This is a genomic window from Ferrimonas kyonanensis DSM 18153 (assembly GCF_000425405.1).
Classification (GTDB): Bacteria; Pseudomonadota; Gammaproteobacteria; order Enterobacterales; family Shewanellaceae; genus Ferrimonas; species Ferrimonas kyonanensis.
In genome coordinates this window covers 96193-111282 of the sequence record NZ_KE384365.1, presented here as the reverse complement: position 1 = coordinate 111282, position 15090 = coordinate 96193, and the positions used below count along the sequence as shown (strand labels likewise).

Sequence of the window (15090 nt, the reverse complement as noted above, 5' to 3'; positions counted from 1 at the left end):
TTTAACGATTGAGGAGGGGGTTATGTGGCACGGCCTCTATGAGTGGATTGAATGGCGCTATGGCGCAAAGGAGCAACACCATGACACAGCATCTGACCGCACAAAACGGCGCACCCATCGCCGATGACCAAAACAGCCTGACAGCAGGACGACGTGGCCCGGTTGGCCTTCAGGATTGGCACTTAATTGAAAAATTGGCGCATTTCAACCGTGAGCGGATCCCTGAGCGGGTGGTTCACGCCAAGGGCAGTGGCGCCTATGGCACCTTTACTTTGACCCAGGATCTGTCCCGTTACACCCTGGCGGAGCACTTCAATGAGGTGGGCAAACAGACCGAGGTGGTGGTGCGTTTCTCCACCGTTGGCGGTGAAGCTGGCAGTGCCGATGCCGAGCGGGACCCTCGAGGTTTTGCGGTGCGTTTCTATACTGAAAACGGTAACCATGACATCGTTGGTAACAATACTCCGGTATTTTTCCTGCGAGACGGCATCAAGTTTCCGGACTTTATTCACACCCAGAAACGCAACCCCATTACCAACCTCAAAGACCCCCAGGCGATGTGGGACTTTTGGTCGCTGAATCCGGAGGCGCTGCATCAGGTCACCATCTTGATGTCAGATCGTGGTATTCCACTAAATTATCGCCATATGAATGGCTACGGTTCTCACACCTTTTCCCTGTGGAACAAACAGGGGGAGCGGTTCTGGGTGAAGTTCCACTTCAAGACCCAGCAGGGAATCAAAAACCTCTCCAATGCCGAAGCGGATAAACTAAAGGGCATTGACCCGGATCATGCCCAGCGGGATCTGTACGGGGCCATTGCCGATGGGCAGGCGCCCAAGTGGACGCTGTATCTGCAGATCATGCCGGAGAAGGACGCCGACAGCTATGGCATCAACCCGTTTGATTTGACCAAGGTCTGGCCTCACAGCGATTACCCGCTGATTGAAGCCGGAGTGCTGGAGCTGAACCGCAATCCGAAAAACTACTTCAATGAGATTGAGCAAGCGGCCTTCGCTCCCTCTAACCTGGTGCCCGGAGTCGGCGCGTCGCCGGACAAGATGCTGCAGGCGCGCCTGTTTGCCTACGCCGATGCCCAGCGCTATCGCATCGGCGGTAACTACAACCAGTTGCCGGTGAACTGTCCCCATGCGGCTCAGCCGAACCATTACCAGCGCGCCGGCGCGATGGCCGGTGGCGGTTGCCCTTACCACGGTGCCCAGCAGGAGTCTGGCGTGAATTACGGTCCCAATACTCAGCAGGGGCCGGAGCAACAGCCGCAGTATGCCGAGCCGCCGCTGGCGGTGGACGGCAACCTGGACCGTTTTGATCGCTTCGAGGAGGAAAACGTCGAGCAGGCCGGCAACCTGTACCGCCTGATGAGCGACGCTCAGCGTCAGTCCCTGGCCGACACCATTGCCGCCACCTTGTCTCAGGTGACTGCACCGGTGCAGCAAAGAATGCTGGCGCAGTTTGCCGATGCCGATGCCGACTACGGCCGGCGGGTGGCCCAGGCCATCGACGCGGTGCGAGGCGAGTAACCGCTTAGGGGGGAGCAATCCCTGTCATCCTGAAGCTGGAAAAATGTGAGCCGGGTCTCTTGTTTCGCCAAGGTGGACGCTGTTAGTCTTCTTGGGTTGCGGGAGACCCGCCATTTGTTTTCAGGTAGAGATGATGTCATTAACCATCACTTTTATCGCTCGATTTTGCCAGCCTCAATGGCAGGGAGAGCGGTAACATAGATCGCTAACCACGCCATTGGGGCTAATTGAACCGACACCAACCGGGTCGGGATTCAATTGGCAAGGTGGTGTGTGCAACCTGACGCAGTCCTTCCTCTTTTCTCCCTGACCCGTTGTAACTTCAAATTTTTACACCGGGAAGACCATTTTGAATAGCAAGCTTTTAGGCGCAACACTGATCGTTGCTGGCACCAGTATTGGCGCTGGTATGTTGGCGCTACCCATCGCCGTATCCCACATCGGATTCTGGCCTGCCATGGCACTGATGGTTCTGATCTGGGGACTGTCTGGTTACACCGCGCTGTTGCTGACCGAAGCCAACCTTAGGGTGGGCTGCGGCCTGAATTTCCACGGTATGGCCGGCAAAGCGCTGGGGCCCTGGGGACAGCTGATCTGCTCCGCCAGCTTCCTGGCTCTGCTGTACGCCTTAACGGCTGCCTACCTGACCGGCGGCGCCTCACTGGTGATGCTGAAAGCACAATCTCTGTTGTCACTGCCGCTGGACAGTACCCCGGCGACCTTGATCTTTGCCTGTACTTTGGGATTGGTGGCCGCCTTTGGGGTTAAATATGTGGATCTGTTAACCCGTGGCCTGTTCAGTCTGAAGATGGTGGCGCTGGTGATTCTGGTGGCGATGCTGCTGCCTCAGAGTGAGCCGGCGAACCTGGCCCTGAATCTGCAGGCCACCCTGGGCAACAGTCACTACCTGATTGCGGCGCTGCCACTGATCTTCACCTCGTTCGGTTTCCATGTCTGCATTCCGCCGTTGGTGAAGTACCTCAATGGCGATGTCGGCCAACTTAGAAAAGCATTCCTGCTGGGCAGTGCGCTGCCGCTGCTGTGCTACAGCCTGTGGTTGTTGTCGGTGTTCGGTCCGATGGGCGTGTCGCAACTGCAAACCCTGGCCGAGGGTGACAGCCTGGCCAACCTGGTGACGGCCATGACTCAGATCACCGGCTCCGGTCGGGTCGGCACCCTGGTAACCCTGTTTGCGGACCTGGCGCTGGTGACCTCTTTCATCGGCGTGACCTTGAGTTTGTTTGAGTATCTGGCGGAACTGCGTGGCCGTCGCAATGGCAAAGTCAGTACCTGGTTGATCACCTTTGTGCCGCCACTGACTCTGGCCCTGGCGATGCCGGAAGGGTTCATCGCGGTGTTGGGGTTTGCGGCGATTCCACTGGCGGTGCTGATCGTGTTCCTGCCGGTGGCGATGGCCATCAAGCTGCGTCAGCCCGGCCAGGGTGGCTATCAGGTCAGAGGGGGCAAGCCGGCGCTGGCGTTGGTGACCGTAATGGGGGCAGTGATTGTGGCGGCGCAACTGGCCTGACGGCGCCCGATACCAGGACGTTAGTCACAAAAACCTTGCCAGATGAACAGCCTGACGGCGAAATTGCATCATGATGTTACGGTGAGGTTATGCCCTTCGCTGGCTTGTGATACAGTGACTTTGAACATAGAACAGCCGCCTTTTCAGGGCGGCTTTTCTAAACCCCCTAAGGAATCTCCGCTCACCTTTCCTCAGAGACGGAGTCTGAAAAGGATCATAACGATGAAATCTTGGTTAACTGCGGCCATGGTCGTATTGCCCCTGACGGCGATGGCCGATGAAGGGATGTGGCAGCCTTATCAAATTCCCGCTCTGGAAGACAAGCTGACGGAGATGGGCCTGGAAATTGACGCCAAGACCATGTCGGATTTGGGCGCCTTCCCAATGAACGCCATCATCAACTTTGGTGGCTGTACCGCCTCTTTTGTTTCTCCCGATGGCCTGGTGGTCACCAACCACCACTGTGGTTACGGTGCCATTCAGTACCACTCCACTCCGGAAGACAACATCCTGGAGAATGGCTTCCTGGCCAAGACCAAGGCGGAAGAGAAAGAGCCAGTTCCCGGTTACAAAATCTGGGCGACTGAGTCGATGGTGGACGTGACCGACAAGGTACTGGCCGGTACCCAGGGCGCCGATAATGGCGAGGCGTATTACAGCACCATCGAAACCAACACCAAGGCGCTGGTTGCCGAGTGTGAGGTGAGCAAGGATTACCGCTGTGACGTGTATAACTTTCACCGTGGTGCCCAGTACTTCCTGATCAAGGAGCTGGAGATTCGCGACGTGCGCCTGGTGTACACCCCTTCCATGTCCGTGGGTAAGTACGGTGGCGACATCGATAACTGGATGTGGCCCCGCCATACCGGCGATTTCTCATTCTTCCGTGCCTATGTTGGTAAAGACGGTCGTCCGGCGGATTACAGTGAAGACAACGTGCCGTTCCAGCCGGAGCGGTTCCTGAAGGTTTCCGCCAAGGGTGTCGAGAACGGCGATTTCGTGATGGTGGCCGGTTATCCGGGGCGCACCAACCGTTATCGCACCGCCGAAGAGGTTCAGACCTACTTCGAAGCCATTTACCCCAAGTCTAAGGTGGCTCGGGAAGCGATCATCGATCTGATCAAGTCCACCTCTGCCGATGGCAGTGATGCACGGATCAAGTATGAGAGCACCCTGGCCAGCCTGGCCAACTATGCCAAGAACTTCCAGTCAATGATCGAAGGCTACGCCAAGACCGGCATCCTGGCCAAGAAGCAGGGTGAAGAGAAGGCGCTACTGGACTGGATCAACAGCGACAGCAAGCGGGCCAAGCAGTATGGCGATGTGATTAATCAGCTCAACGCCTTGATCGAAGAGGATCACGCTCACCTGGATCGTGACATTATTCTTGGCTACCTGCGTTACAACCAGATGACCAGCATTGCTGCCCGCCTGTACCGTCTGTCTCAGGAGAAGCAGAAGCCGGATCTGGAGCGCGAGCCAGGCTATCAGGAGCGCGACTGGGACGGCATCGAGGCCGCCATGCAGCGGGTCGACCGTCGTTACGACGTTGAGGTGGATAAGGCGATTCTGGCGCTGCAACTGGGCCAGTATGCTCAATTGCCCGCCTCTGAGCACCTGGAAGATCTGGATCGGGTGTTTGGCCTGTCCGGTAAGTTTGACGCCGAAGCGCTCGGCAGCAAACTGGACGCCATGTACGCCACCACCGATCTGGGCAAGGTGGATACCCGTCTGGCGTGGCTGAACAAGACGCCGGCAGAGTTCCAGGCCAGCAACGACCCCTTCATTCGCTACGCGGTGGCGACCTATGACGCCAAGATGAAGCGTGAAAAGCAGGCCAAGGATCTGTCCGGTCGGCTGCTGCAGGTGCGTCCCGACTACATGGGCGCGATCATCGCCTACAACGAGAGCCTAGGACTGCCGGTGTACGCCGATGCCAACTCCAGCCTGCGTTTGACCTTTGGTAGCGTGGTGCCGTACTCGCCACAGGATGGCTTGGTGGCGGTGCCGTTCACCACTCTGGAAGGCTTGGCGGCCAAGGCCACCGACGAGGCACCGTTCGATGCCTCTGCCAAGCAGTTGCAGCTGATCAAGGATAAGGTCTACGGCCCTTACAAGCAGGAATCTCTGGGTAGCGTGCCGGTGAACTTCCTGTCCAACCTGGATTCCACTGGCGGCAACTCCGGCTCCCCGACCATGAACGGCCGTGGTGAGTTGGTGGGGCTGCTGTTTGATGGGGTGTACGAATCCATCACCGCCGACTGGAGTTACAACAACGAACTGAGTCGTTCCATCCACGTCGACAGCCGTTACATGCTGTGGGTGATGAAGTACCTCGACGGTGCCGATAACCTGTTGGCTGAAATGGAAGTGGTGAAGTAATCATTTCGATGCAGTGTTGAACCTAGCCTCGCAATGCGGGGCTTTTTTCGGCGGTTGGCGTGGTTGTGGTTGCGTTCAGGCCATCGAATTGCATAAGCTAAGCCTCTGATGCGGCTATCGTATAGTGGTATTACCCAAGCTTCCCAAGCTTGTGAGACGGGTTCGATTCCCGTTAGCCGCTCCACAGACATAAAAAAACCGACTCTCCGGAGTCGGTTTTTTATTGCGTGGCTGCCACAGCGCCGAGCCATTATTGGTGCGATTCCAGCACATAGTTTTCCAGGCACCGTTGCAGCCAGGGGGGAGTGGCCAGCCTCCCTTGAGCGTCCTGTTTCAGCCATAGGTAGGTGCTGGGTGGGCTAAAATGATCCAGCACCTGCTTGTCTTGCTGATAGCCCATCTTCTGAGTCCTGAGCCCCTTAAATTGCTTCAGGTAGTCCACGGCAGAGCGAATGCCGATGATGATAAAGCCCTGGCTGTTGAGCAGCAGCTGGGCGGCGCAGCCAAGATCCGGTACCGTCGCAAGTTCATCCAGATGGGTTCCCTGAGAGCGGGCATAGCAGGCCAGCGGCGACTGGTTGTCCGGGAAGGGCAGGGAAGCCAGCTTGACCAGTGGGTAGTTCAGCAGCTGGTCTGGACAAGGGTGGTCCCAAATTGGGTGGCCTTCTCTGGCCACCAGATAGCCGGATCGGATCTGAATGACTTTTTTACTCAGGATCCTCTCCCTGTTTGCCGGTTCAAAGGCGATCACCGCATCCACGTCATTGCCGCTCAGGCGGTTGATGGCGTCCCGGTTCCAGTAATCCATTTTCAGAGTCAGCTTGACCTGGTGCCGCTCGGCGGCGCTCTGCAATGCCAGTGGCAGTGACATGGCCAGTTGCGGCACCGTGGTGATGGCCAGGCTTACCGAACTCCCATCCTGTAGCGCATCGCCGGTATCACAGGCTTCTTCACACAGCATGACCAGTTGTCGCAGCATTGGGTAGAGGTCGTGGCCAACCTCTGTGGGCTGCATGCCTCCAGACTGCCGGGTTAACAGCGGGTCATCAAACACCAGTCTCAGTGTCTTCAGGTTACGATTGAGTTTGGAGGTGGTGATGCCCAGCTGCTCGGCCAATGGCGCGATGCCGCTGCCATTGTACAGGTGGCAAAACAGCTCCAGGCTGAACAAGCTGAGCTTGTGCAATGGTTCTGACTGGCGGAGCGGGTAAGGGCTGTTTTGGTACAACTGCTGCATCCGCTTGAGCACCGGATAGAGCTGCTCGGCGACCTGGCTTCGTTCAAACCCGGCTTGGCGGCGGATAAACAGCGGGTCACCAAGGGCATCTCGTAAGGCGTTGAGGCCGCGGCTGATGGCGGCGGGGGTAGTGGCCAAACTCTGGGCCGACTCTTTGGCATTGAGACGCTCATACACCTCAATAAAAACCGTCAATTGGAAGAGGGTACAGTGGCGTAACTTTTTCACATTCCATACCTCCTGATAACACTTAGGGGGCTAATTTAATGGCAATGACTGTGATTGGCGATGGCCCGAAAGCAGAAAAGTGATCTTTTATCGACGGCTCTGGTCGATTTCGTGATCCCGCCCCGAAACCGGTGCCGTCAGGCTGTCAAAAACCAGTATTGCCAAAATCGACATTCGATAATTCATTTTGCGGCATTTGGCTATTACTCCGGCTTGGTTGGCGCTCATGGCGGTTTTGGCTCTCACCATGCCTCTTGTTGGTTTAAGTCTCCAAAAGTGACCACTGCGGCAGTCTTAAGGGCTGTCCTGTTGCGACGGGGGCGGGGTGACCTTGGTCAAGGTTGGTGACCGTTAGGCTCAATACCATGGCTGCGACCACGGAGATGATGGTCTAACGGAGAATGATAATGATGAAAACACCGAAGGCACCTTTGGCGCTGTTGATCGCTTCTGCCCTGTTGTTGGGCGGTTGTGGGGATGGAGACGATGGTAAGGATGGTCAGCCCGGCAGCCCGGGCCAGCCAGGGGATCCCGGGGATCCGGGCAGTGTTGGCCTGCATATCGATATGGCCCAAGAAGCCATAGCCCAGATAACAGGGGCAATGTACCGCGACGGCATCATCAGCGTCGAGTTTGAATTGACCAATTCACAGGGGGTTGGCCTGTTTGGTCTGGATGGCCACAACCCCTTCCACGACTTCCGCTTCTCGGTGGCCCAGTTGGCGGTGGATGGCAATCTCAAGCAGTGGCAGTCGCTGCTGAATGAGACCACCAATGATGCCGGGACCACCTTTGAGCAGGGCTTTGAAAAGCTGCAGGACTGTCCGGATTGCCTGCAGGATAATCGGGATGGCAGCTACCGCTACACCTTCCACACCGATCTGCTGCAGTGGCAGGATCCCGCCGGTGTGACCTTCGAGCCAGCACTGACCCAGAGGTTGGCCATCGAGATGCAGTTTGAGTACGACTCTGGCCATGAACTGGCCGAGAACGCCCAATATGACTGGATTCCCGCCAGTGGCACTCAGCAAGGGCTGGAGACCCGACAACTGGTGTCGATGGAGAGTTGCTATACCTGTCACCAGCCGGACAGCCTCAAGGCCCACGGTGGACGACGCCTGGACCTGGAGAACTGCCAGTCCTGTCATAACGGCATCGTCTCTGATCCCGAAGGGGTATCGGTGGAGCTGGGGCACATGGTCCACGCCATCCATATGGGGCCCAGCCGTCAAGGTAAGGACCAACAGGGTGATGTCGTACCGATGCCCTATACGGTTTCGGGCTATCACGGCGCTCACGCCTTCGATTACCCGGCTTTCCCCACCAAACCCTTTATGGATTGTACCGTTTGTCACGTCGAGGATGGCTCTCTGGCCGACGTGGATCTTTGGTTAAAAGACGCCAATGCCAACGCCTGTATTGGCTGTCATACCGACAGCCCGGTGCAGCATAACTCGGCCAAGAACCCGGAGTTGACCTGTACCGATTGCCACAGTGGTGTGGATCACCGTCAACATGGTGCCCCCTATGACGCGGCTGCAGGCTACCGGGTAACGGTCTCCAACATTCAAGTTAACGCAGAAAACCTGTTGGAGTTTGATGTTCAGGTGACTGACTCAGAAGGGGGGCTGGTGACCATCGACCAGGTCTACCAGCAGGGGTACTCCAACCCCTACATGGTGGTGAGCTGGGATGTGGACAAGGACTACCCCGAGCAGTCGGTGACCCTGGAAGGCGCCGACTTCAGCGAGGGCACGACCTATGAGCACCGCCGTTTCAGTCTTAAAGGCGATGGCTCTACCACCTATGCCAATGGCACCTTCCACGTCACCACCGAAAAGGTGAAACGAGGCATGACCTATACCCTGGATCTGCCCGCGGATATCAACCAGAGAACCCTGGAGATCCTGCCTGTGGTGAAGGTGTGTTTCGAGGACAACAGCCCGGTGCGGACCGATTGCACCAGTGCAGGCGCTTATCCTGCCTATGTGCAGAGTGAGCCTGTGCGCACCATTCTGGGGCAGGCAGGCGCCGAAGTGCCACAGCGTCGGGCCATTATCGATGAAGCCAGTTGCTTTGGCTGTCATTCCAAGGAGTTCTACCACGATTCCAACGGAGTGAACTGCATCGCTTGCCACACCAACGACAAGAAACTGGTCGATGTCGAGGTGGATCATCAACCCACAGGTTACCTGAAGTCTTCCAGCTTTATGTACAAGGCCCACAAGGCCGAGGGCCATGATAATGGCCATGGTGGCAGTGGCACCCTGCTCAAGACCGATTGCATGACCTGTCACTCAGCGGAGCAGGGCTGGAATGGTCTGGATTATGGTTTCGAGTTGGGACGTAATGCCGGCGCCGCGCTGGTTGTGCCCAGCACCGTCACTGAGAAGGACGTGGCCGAGACCTGGTACGCCTCTGCGGACGTGGGCGCCTGCATGAGTTGCCACCAGAAGTACCTGTCCGATGCGGCCCTGTCTCATATGGTCAGCAACGGCGGCTATTTCGGTGACGACAAGGCTCAGGCCCAGGCAGCCCAGGAAGCCTGTGCCGTGTGCCATACCCCTGAGAAGGTGATGGCCCATCATGGCCACAAACTCTAAGTATCATCATTACTTGCAGTGACCCAAAGCGCCCGTCAGGGCGCTTTTTTTATAAAAAAAGGGCCGCTAGAAAGCGGCCCTTTTCACCATCTATCTTAGTAATGCCAGGGGAACTCAGAGAAGTCCTGGTCGCGCTTTTCCAGGAAGGCATCACGCCCTTCCTGGGCTTCGGCAGTGCCATAGGCCAGTCGAGTGGCTTCGCCGGCAAACAGTTGCTGGCCCACCAGGCCGTCGTCAGGCAGGTTGAAGCCGTATTTGAGCATGCGCATGGCGGTAGGGGACTTGGAGTTGATCTCCCGGGCCCAGCGCAGTGCTTCGGTTTCCAGCTCGGCGTGCGCTACCGAGCGGTTGACCATGCCCATATCAAAGGCTTCGTCGGCGCTGTAGTTGAAGCCGCAAAAGAAGATCTCTCGTGCCCGCTTCTGGCCGATCATCTTGGCCAGGTAGGCGGAGCCGTAGCCGGAGTCAAAACTGGCCACGTCCGGATCGGTCTGCTTAAAGACCGCATGCTCCTTGGAGGCCAGAGTCAGATCGCACACCACGTGCAGACTGTGGCCGCCGCCGACGGCCCAGCCGGGAACGACCGCAATCACTACTTTAGGCATAAAGCGGATCAACCGTTGTACTTCCAGAATGTGCAGACGGCCCATGCGAGCCACGTCGGCCTTGCCAGCCTCCTCGCCTTCGTACTTGTAGCCATCTTTGCCGCGAATGCGCTGATCACCACCGGAGGAGAACGCCCACTGGCCTTTGGCTGAAGGGCCGTTGCCGGTCAGCAGCACACAACCGACATCAGACCATTGGCGGGCATGATCCAGAGCGACATAGAGCTCATCAACGGTTTTGGGACGAAAAGCGTTGAGGCAGTCGGCGCGATCGATGGCGATCCGTACCGTGCCCTGATCTTTGGCTCTGTGGTAGGTGATGTCTTCGAAGTTAAAGCCTTCGACCTGTTCCCATAGGGAGGGGTCAAAGATATCGGAAACCGCGTTGCTCATGGAGATACCCTTCTGATTTATCTGGGCCAAAGGCTAGGCGGAAAGCCCATTGAGGTCAATGGCGGAAGTGAGGAGTATGGTCAGGCTGTGACCTTATTCCTGTGGTAATGCGTTGATAAGGGCCTGCAGCAGTGGCAGATCGGCCGCGGCCAGGGTGGTGGTGTCCACGTCTTCGGGGGCGAGCCACTGCCATTGATCATGGCTGCCGGTGAGACGGATGGGTTGTGGCTGCCAGGGGCACAGAAATCCATGCAGGCGCACGCCTTTACTGCCGTAGTGATGTTCGTTGCAGCCGAGGCTGGGGCCAACGGTCAGGGTAATGGTCAGTTCTTCCATCAGCTCTCTGGCCAGCGCTTGCTGCAGGGTTTCTCCCGGCTCCTGCTTGCCGCCGGGAAACTCCCATAAGCCCCCTTGACTGCTGTCGGGGTGACGCCGGGTCAGCAGGAGTTTGTGACCGTCAAAGATCAGAGCACAGGCAACATCGAGCATTGAGGGAACCTTATTCGAATGGGGCGGGTCAACAAAAGCAGCCTCAGTTTGGTAGTATTCAATCAGGAATTCAATAACCTTCCTAACAAGAAGGCATCGAGTAAGGAGAGCTCAACTCATGAACCGGGATAGGGATCTCAGCCGCCCCTGGCTGAAAGCCTGGATAGCGTGCCTGTATCTGCCGTTAGGCATTCAGATGATGTTTTGGTTAATGGCCCTCGGGGCGGTGGATTTCAGCTTGCCGTCGACGTTGGCGGAACTGCCCCGGATGCTGCTGCGCTATTACGTGTCGGTGACCGTGTTGCTGTATCCGGCGTTTTTCCTCTATGGCTTGTTTTATTCGCTGCATCAGAATCGGTGTGGATGGCCGGCATGGAAGGTGATGGTGGCCAGTCTGATCCCGTTTCTCAGCGCCGCCCCGTATGTGCTGGTGATCGAGGTCGGTGGTTATTTTTCCGGTCAGTAGGGAGAGTGAGATCACAGTGTGAAGCTGACAACCTCCTGCAGCGATTCCAGCATCCGAGCTGGATCACACTGTTGGTGTTGCCCCTGTGCAGCGGCTCAGGTGGCGGTTTAGACTGCGGCAAAGCGTACTTCATTAAGGTGTCATGATGCAGCCGACCACTGCCACCGTTGTCAGTGCACAGCGGGTCAATCAGGACGTGTACCACGTCCGCCTTCAGCCGCAACAGCCGATGTCAGCTACTGCGGGCCAATATGTTGAGATCTGTCTGGATAACGGTTGGTGTGTCCCCTATTCCATGGCCAACTGCCCGCTACCTGATGGCGAGCTGGAGTTGTACATTCAACACTTTGCCGATGGTGCGGCCTGCCATCAGGTGATTGAAACCCTGACCAGTCGCCGCGAGGTACCGATTCTGGTGGATGGTCAGGTGAGCTACCAGCCCCATTGGGACAATGATCCCCTGGTGGTGCTGGCGGCGGGCTGTGGAATCAGTCAGTCGCGCAGCCTGATCGAGGCCCGCCTGGCCTCCGGTTCGGCGCAGCCGGTGTATCTGTGCTGGGGCGGCCGGGACGAGCAGGAGTTGTTTGAGCTGCCGCTGCTGGAGCACTGGCTGATGGATCCAAGGTTTATGGCGGATCTGACCCTGGAGCAACCGCCACAGGGTTGGAGCAACAGTCAAGGTTATGTGGTGGATGTGGCCCTGAAGCGATTGGCGTGGATGACCCCGCTGGAGCGTCGTCGTGCCAAGGTGGTGATGACCGGCTCGCCGACCATGGTCGACGCCACCATCGCGCGCATGGAGCAGGCCGGTTTCTGCCGTGCCAATCTGTTGGCCGATCAGGACTTCTACCAGCCCCGTACCCTTAACGCCTGACCCCCTCCCTACATCAACGCCTCTCCAGAGGGGCGTTGATGCTCATTTTTGTGCCAAAAATCAGTGAACGTGCCACACTTTATAACATTGGTGCAGGCTGAGGATCCGTCTGGTTTTCCCCGAGAGGGGGGATCAGTGCGGATCTTTTTTCGCTGAATTTGCTGATTCAGTGCCTGAGATTTTGTTGTTGTCGTAAGGCTGGTTAATGACCCTGAAGCGTCTGGCGTTGCTGCTGTCCATGGTGTTGGTGTTGGTGCTGGTGGCCAGTTATTGGTTGCTGCGGGCGCTGGTGATCATTCCGATGCTGGAACGGGAAGTGGCGGCACTGCAGTGGCATGAAACCCTGACGGTACAGCAGTGGTTGACTCAGCAGCAGATGGTGGTGACCGAACTGGCCGCCTCTCCCGGTTATCGTGACTGGGCGTCTCTGGCGCTGGCGGGGCAACCGGCGCCACTGACTTTCAGTCGCGGTGAGGAGGTGGCGCTGCTGTATCAGCCGGATTTGTCACTGGCCGGATTCAGCGCCCGTGAGCCGATGGTGGCGGAGCAGTTTCCCCTGCTGGCGGCGGGGGCGCCTTATGTGCGGGCCCGATTGATGCCGGCGATGTTGCCGGAGACCGCCATGGAGCGCACCGGGCTGCTGCGTTCCGGTAACCAGTTGTACAGCTTCAGTGCCTCTACCGTGTGTGCCGGCCAGGGCCAGGGATGCAGCAAGGGCTATCTGCTGCTGCTGAAACCTCTGCCCAGAGCGGAGATGACACAGCTGTTCGATCGCCTGGGGATTCGGGTTGAGGTTCGGGCGGCCACCATCGACGATCAGGCTTTGCCCCGCCTGTTTGAGATTAACGGCTTCGAGGAGCCGCTACCGGTTCGCAATCTGCTGTTAAACGATGCGCTGTCTCGCGGCGGCTGGGTGATCACCATCGAGCACGCCGCCATGGTCAACCGAGGGGTAGAGAAGCGCGAGTGGATCGCTTTTGGATTGCTACTGGTGTTGTTACCTGCAACCAACTTCTTGTTATGGCGCGTGTTTGTCACTCCCATCGAGTTTGGCAGTGCTCAGTTGCGGCAGATGGAGCGGGAACAGCACTACCGTAAGCTGCCGGTAAAGTTGTATGTGAAGGAGTTTCGACACCTGTTGAATGCCTTCAATGGCTTGATTACCCGGGTTGAAAAGCAGCGTCAGCAGTTACAAGACCTCAGCCAGACCGATGCCCTGACGGGACTGGCCAACCGCCGTGGTCTGGATTACTTCTGTGAGCGCGAATGGCGCCGATTGTGCCGGGCTCGTTACGGTGGTGCCGTGTTGATGTTGGATATCGACGATTTTAAAGCCTACAACGATGAGTTTGGCCATCAGGCCGGTGACGAGTGCCTGATGACGGTGGCTCGAGAGATTAAACGAATGGCCCGGCGAGGCGAGGACATTGCCTGCCGTTACGGTGGTGAGGAGTTTTGCATCATTTATGTGGAGATACAGGCCGATACCATGGAGAAGCTGGCGGAGTCGCTGCGCCACCATGTGGAAGCGTTGAATAAAAGCACCGCCATGATTAAGCGCCATCTGACCGCCAGTATTGGCGTGGCCCTGGTGGATCCCGGCGTCGATCTAGGCAAACAGTTCAACAATTTTGAGCAGTTGATTCGCATTGCCGATCAGCAACTCTACCTGGCGAAACAACAGGGGAAAAATCGGGTCAAATTATGGCGCATGCGCGCGGAAACACCGCAGGATCAGCAAGCCTGATCCTGCGGGCCGACTCAGAGACGGGTGGCGCTGCGACAGGCTGAGGTTGGCTTGACGAAATGCGCAAAGCGCATACGGTAGCCGCAGCTGAGATCCTGCTGAGCCTGATCGATGCAGACCACACCGGGTTGATGATCGAGAAACTGCTCCTGATTGAAGCTGATCAGATCGTAGCTGTCCGGTTGCAGGGTACTGAGCAGATGACCCAATACCTGTTGGGCCTGCTGTTGAGGCAGGTTGGTTTCAAAGCTGACGTAGGAGCTGTTCTCCTGCGGGGTGATGTGCATGGTGGCGTAGCGGTCGCCGTTGATGGCGTTCATGGAGTAGCCAAAGGGCTCAAACAGGAAGTCGCCCACTTCAAACCCCGGCAGCAGCTGCGACCAGTTCAGCCGTTGGCGAATCCCTTCCAGACTCTGATTGTTGCTGCGCAGGTAGGCGGCGGCATCGCCATTGATGTGATACATCAGCAGTTCGACGGTGGCATCGTCCTGAGGTGGCTCAAATGGGCGATCCAGGTGGTAGACGTAGTTGTGGTGACCATCCAGATAGCCGAGTTGGTAGCAGCAACCGTCCAGGTGCCGATCCAGGGCCTGCAGGTCTTGCTCGAAAGAGCTTTTCTGCAGGTGAGACTGGTACTCGTTCTTGCGCTGGTAACTGAGCATGGCCAACTGCTGCTTGGGAAAGCGATCCAGAAAACTGATGACCGCATCCACCAGCGTGGTGGTGCCGCAGGTGAGCATCAGGAAGCGATCGTCCCAGACAAACAGGCTCGATTCACTGAGCAGGTAGGCATCACAGTGGTCGTTATGCACCGACGACAGAATGGTGGCGTTGGCTTTGGCAACGATCTGGTGCCAGAACGGCTGTTCCAGCTGTCGCAAAGAAGGTTGACCGGGTTGGAGAACCACCTCGATTTTCTTTTCAGAACCTTCAAAAAATTGCATTGCGTGTCTTACTCCTGTTGAAGGACTGCTCGGTCAATGGGAGCAGTGAAGTC

The 15090-nt window shown here is 57.3% G+C and carries 11 protein-coding genes and 1 tRNA gene; 8 read left to right on the top strand and 4 right to left on the bottom strand.

Annotated elements, in window-relative coordinates; all coding sequences use genetic code 11:
• The first annotated feature begins 59 nt into the window (after nt 1-59).
• The 4 genes from H598_RS0117920 (at nt 60) to H598_RS0117905 (ending at nt 5635) form a co-directional block, all read left to right on the top strand.
• Nucleotides 60-1541: a catalase gene (locus H598_RS0117920; protein ID WP_028114230.1), complete on the top strand. Its 1482-nt coding sequence runs from the start codon at nt 60-62 to the stop codon at nt 1539-1541.
• A 349-nt stretch (nt 1542-1890) separates the two neighbouring features.
• A complete protein-coding gene (locus tag H598_RS0117915) occupies nt 1891-3069 on the top strand; it encodes an amino acid permease (protein WP_028114229.1) in 1179 nt (392 codons plus the stop codon).
• Nucleotides 3070-3291: 222 nt separating this feature from the next.
• Nucleotides 3292-5451: a S46 family peptidase gene (locus tag H598_RS0117910; RefSeq protein WP_028114228.1), complete on the top strand. Its 2160-nt coding sequence runs from the start codon at nt 3292-3294 to the stop codon at nt 5449-5451.
• A gap of 110 nt (nt 5452-5561) precedes the next feature.
• Nucleotides 5562-5635, top strand: a tRNA-Gly gene (locus tag H598_RS0117905).
• Nucleotides 5636-5701: 66 nt separating this feature from the next.
• Here the strand turns inward: H598_RS0117905 and H598_RS0117900 are convergent.
• Nucleotides 5702-6916 carry a LysR family transcriptional regulator gene (locus H598_RS0117900; RefSeq protein ID WP_051252844.1) on the bottom strand — a complete coding sequence of 405 codons (1215 nt, stop codon included), beginning with the start codon at nt 6914-6916 and terminating at the stop codon, nt 5702-5704.
• Between the two features lie 407 nt (nt 6917-7323).
• Between H598_RS0117900 and H598_RS0117895 the strand changes: the two genes are divergently transcribed.
• Complete coding sequence (locus H598_RS0117895) at nt 7324-9519, top strand: OmcA/MtrC family decaheme c-type cytochrome (protein ID WP_211227327.1); 2196 nt, start codon at nt 7324-7326, stop codon at nt 9517-9519.
• 95 nt (nt 9520-9614) lie between these two features.
• On the opposite strand, the gene H598_RS0117890 is transcribed toward H598_RS0117895, so the two are convergent.
• Nucleotides 9615-10517 (bottom strand): 1,4-dihydroxy-2-naphthoyl-CoA synthase, encoded by a 903-nt coding sequence (locus H598_RS0117890; RefSeq protein WP_028114225.1) that lies wholly within the window; start codon nt 10515-10517, stop codon nt 9615-9617.
• Between the two features lie 93 nt (nt 10518-10610).
• On the bottom strand, nt 10611-11006 hold the full coding sequence (locus H598_RS0117885; protein WP_028114224.1) for a (deoxy)nucleoside triphosphate pyrophosphohydrolase: 396 nt from the start codon (nt 11004-11006) through the stop codon (nt 10611-10613).
• A gap of 118 nt (nt 11007-11124) precedes the next feature.
• Between H598_RS0117885 and H598_RS0117880 the strand changes: the two genes are divergently transcribed.
• The 3 genes from H598_RS0117880 (at nt 11125) to H598_RS25760 (ending at nt 14093) form a co-directional block, all read left to right on the top strand.
• Nucleotides 11125-11472, top strand: a complete 348-nt coding sequence (locus tag H598_RS0117880) for a hypothetical protein (protein WP_028114223.1) — start codon at nt 11125-11127, stop codon at nt 11470-11472.
• A 145-nt stretch (nt 11473-11617) separates the two neighbouring features.
• Entirely contained in the window at nt 11618-12346 is a 729-nt protein-coding gene (locus tag H598_RS0117875) for a ferredoxin reductase domain-containing protein (protein WP_028114222.1), read from the top strand.
• 205 nt (nt 12347-12551) lie between these two features.
• A complete protein-coding gene (locus tag H598_RS25760; RefSeq protein ID WP_051252843.1) occupies nt 12552-14093 on the top strand; it encodes a sensor domain-containing diguanylate cyclase in 1542 nt (513 codons plus the stop codon).
• Nucleotides 14094-14107: 14 nt separating this feature from the next.
• On the opposite strand, the gene H598_RS0117865 is transcribed toward H598_RS25760, so the two are convergent.
• Nucleotides 14108-15037 (bottom strand): adenosylmethionine decarboxylase, encoded by a 930-nt coding sequence (locus H598_RS0117865; protein ID WP_028114221.1) that lies wholly within the window; start codon nt 15035-15037, stop codon nt 14108-14110.
• Nucleotides 15038-15090 lie beyond the last annotated feature (53 nt).

Coding starts and splice junctions, on each gene's coding strand:
- H598_RS0117895 (WP_211227327.1), top strand. CDS start 7,324: ATGATGAAAACACCGAAGGCACCTTTGGCGCTGTTGATCGCTTCTGCC.
- H598_RS0117885 (WP_028114224.1), bottom strand. CDS start 11,006: ATGCTCGATGTTGCCTGTGCTCTGATCTTTGACGGTCACAAACTCCTG.
- H598_RS0117910 (WP_028114228.1), top strand. CDS start 3,292: ATGAAATCTTGGTTAACTGCGGCCATGGTCGTATTGCCCCTGACGGCG.
- H598_RS25760 (WP_051252843.1), top strand. CDS start 12,552: ATGACCCTGAAGCGTCTGGCGTTGCTGCTGTCCATGGTGTTGGTGTTG.
- H598_RS0117920 (WP_028114230.1), top strand. CDS start 60: ATGGCGCAAAGGAGCAACACCATGACACAGCATCTGACCGCACAAAAC.
- H598_RS0117865 (WP_028114221.1), bottom strand. CDS start 15,037: ATGCAATTTTTTGAAGGTTCTGAAAAGAAAATCGAGGTGGTTCTCCAA.
- H598_RS0117890 (WP_028114225.1), bottom strand. CDS start 10,517: ATGAGCAACGCGGTTTCCGATATCTTTGACCCCTCCCTATGGGAACAG.
- H598_RS0117880 (WP_028114223.1), top strand. CDS start 11,125: ATGAACCGGGATAGGGATCTCAGCCGCCCCTGGCTGAAAGCCTGGATA.
- H598_RS0117875 (WP_028114222.1), top strand. CDS start 11,618: ATGCAGCCGACCACTGCCACCGTTGTCAGTGCACAGCGGGTCAATCAG.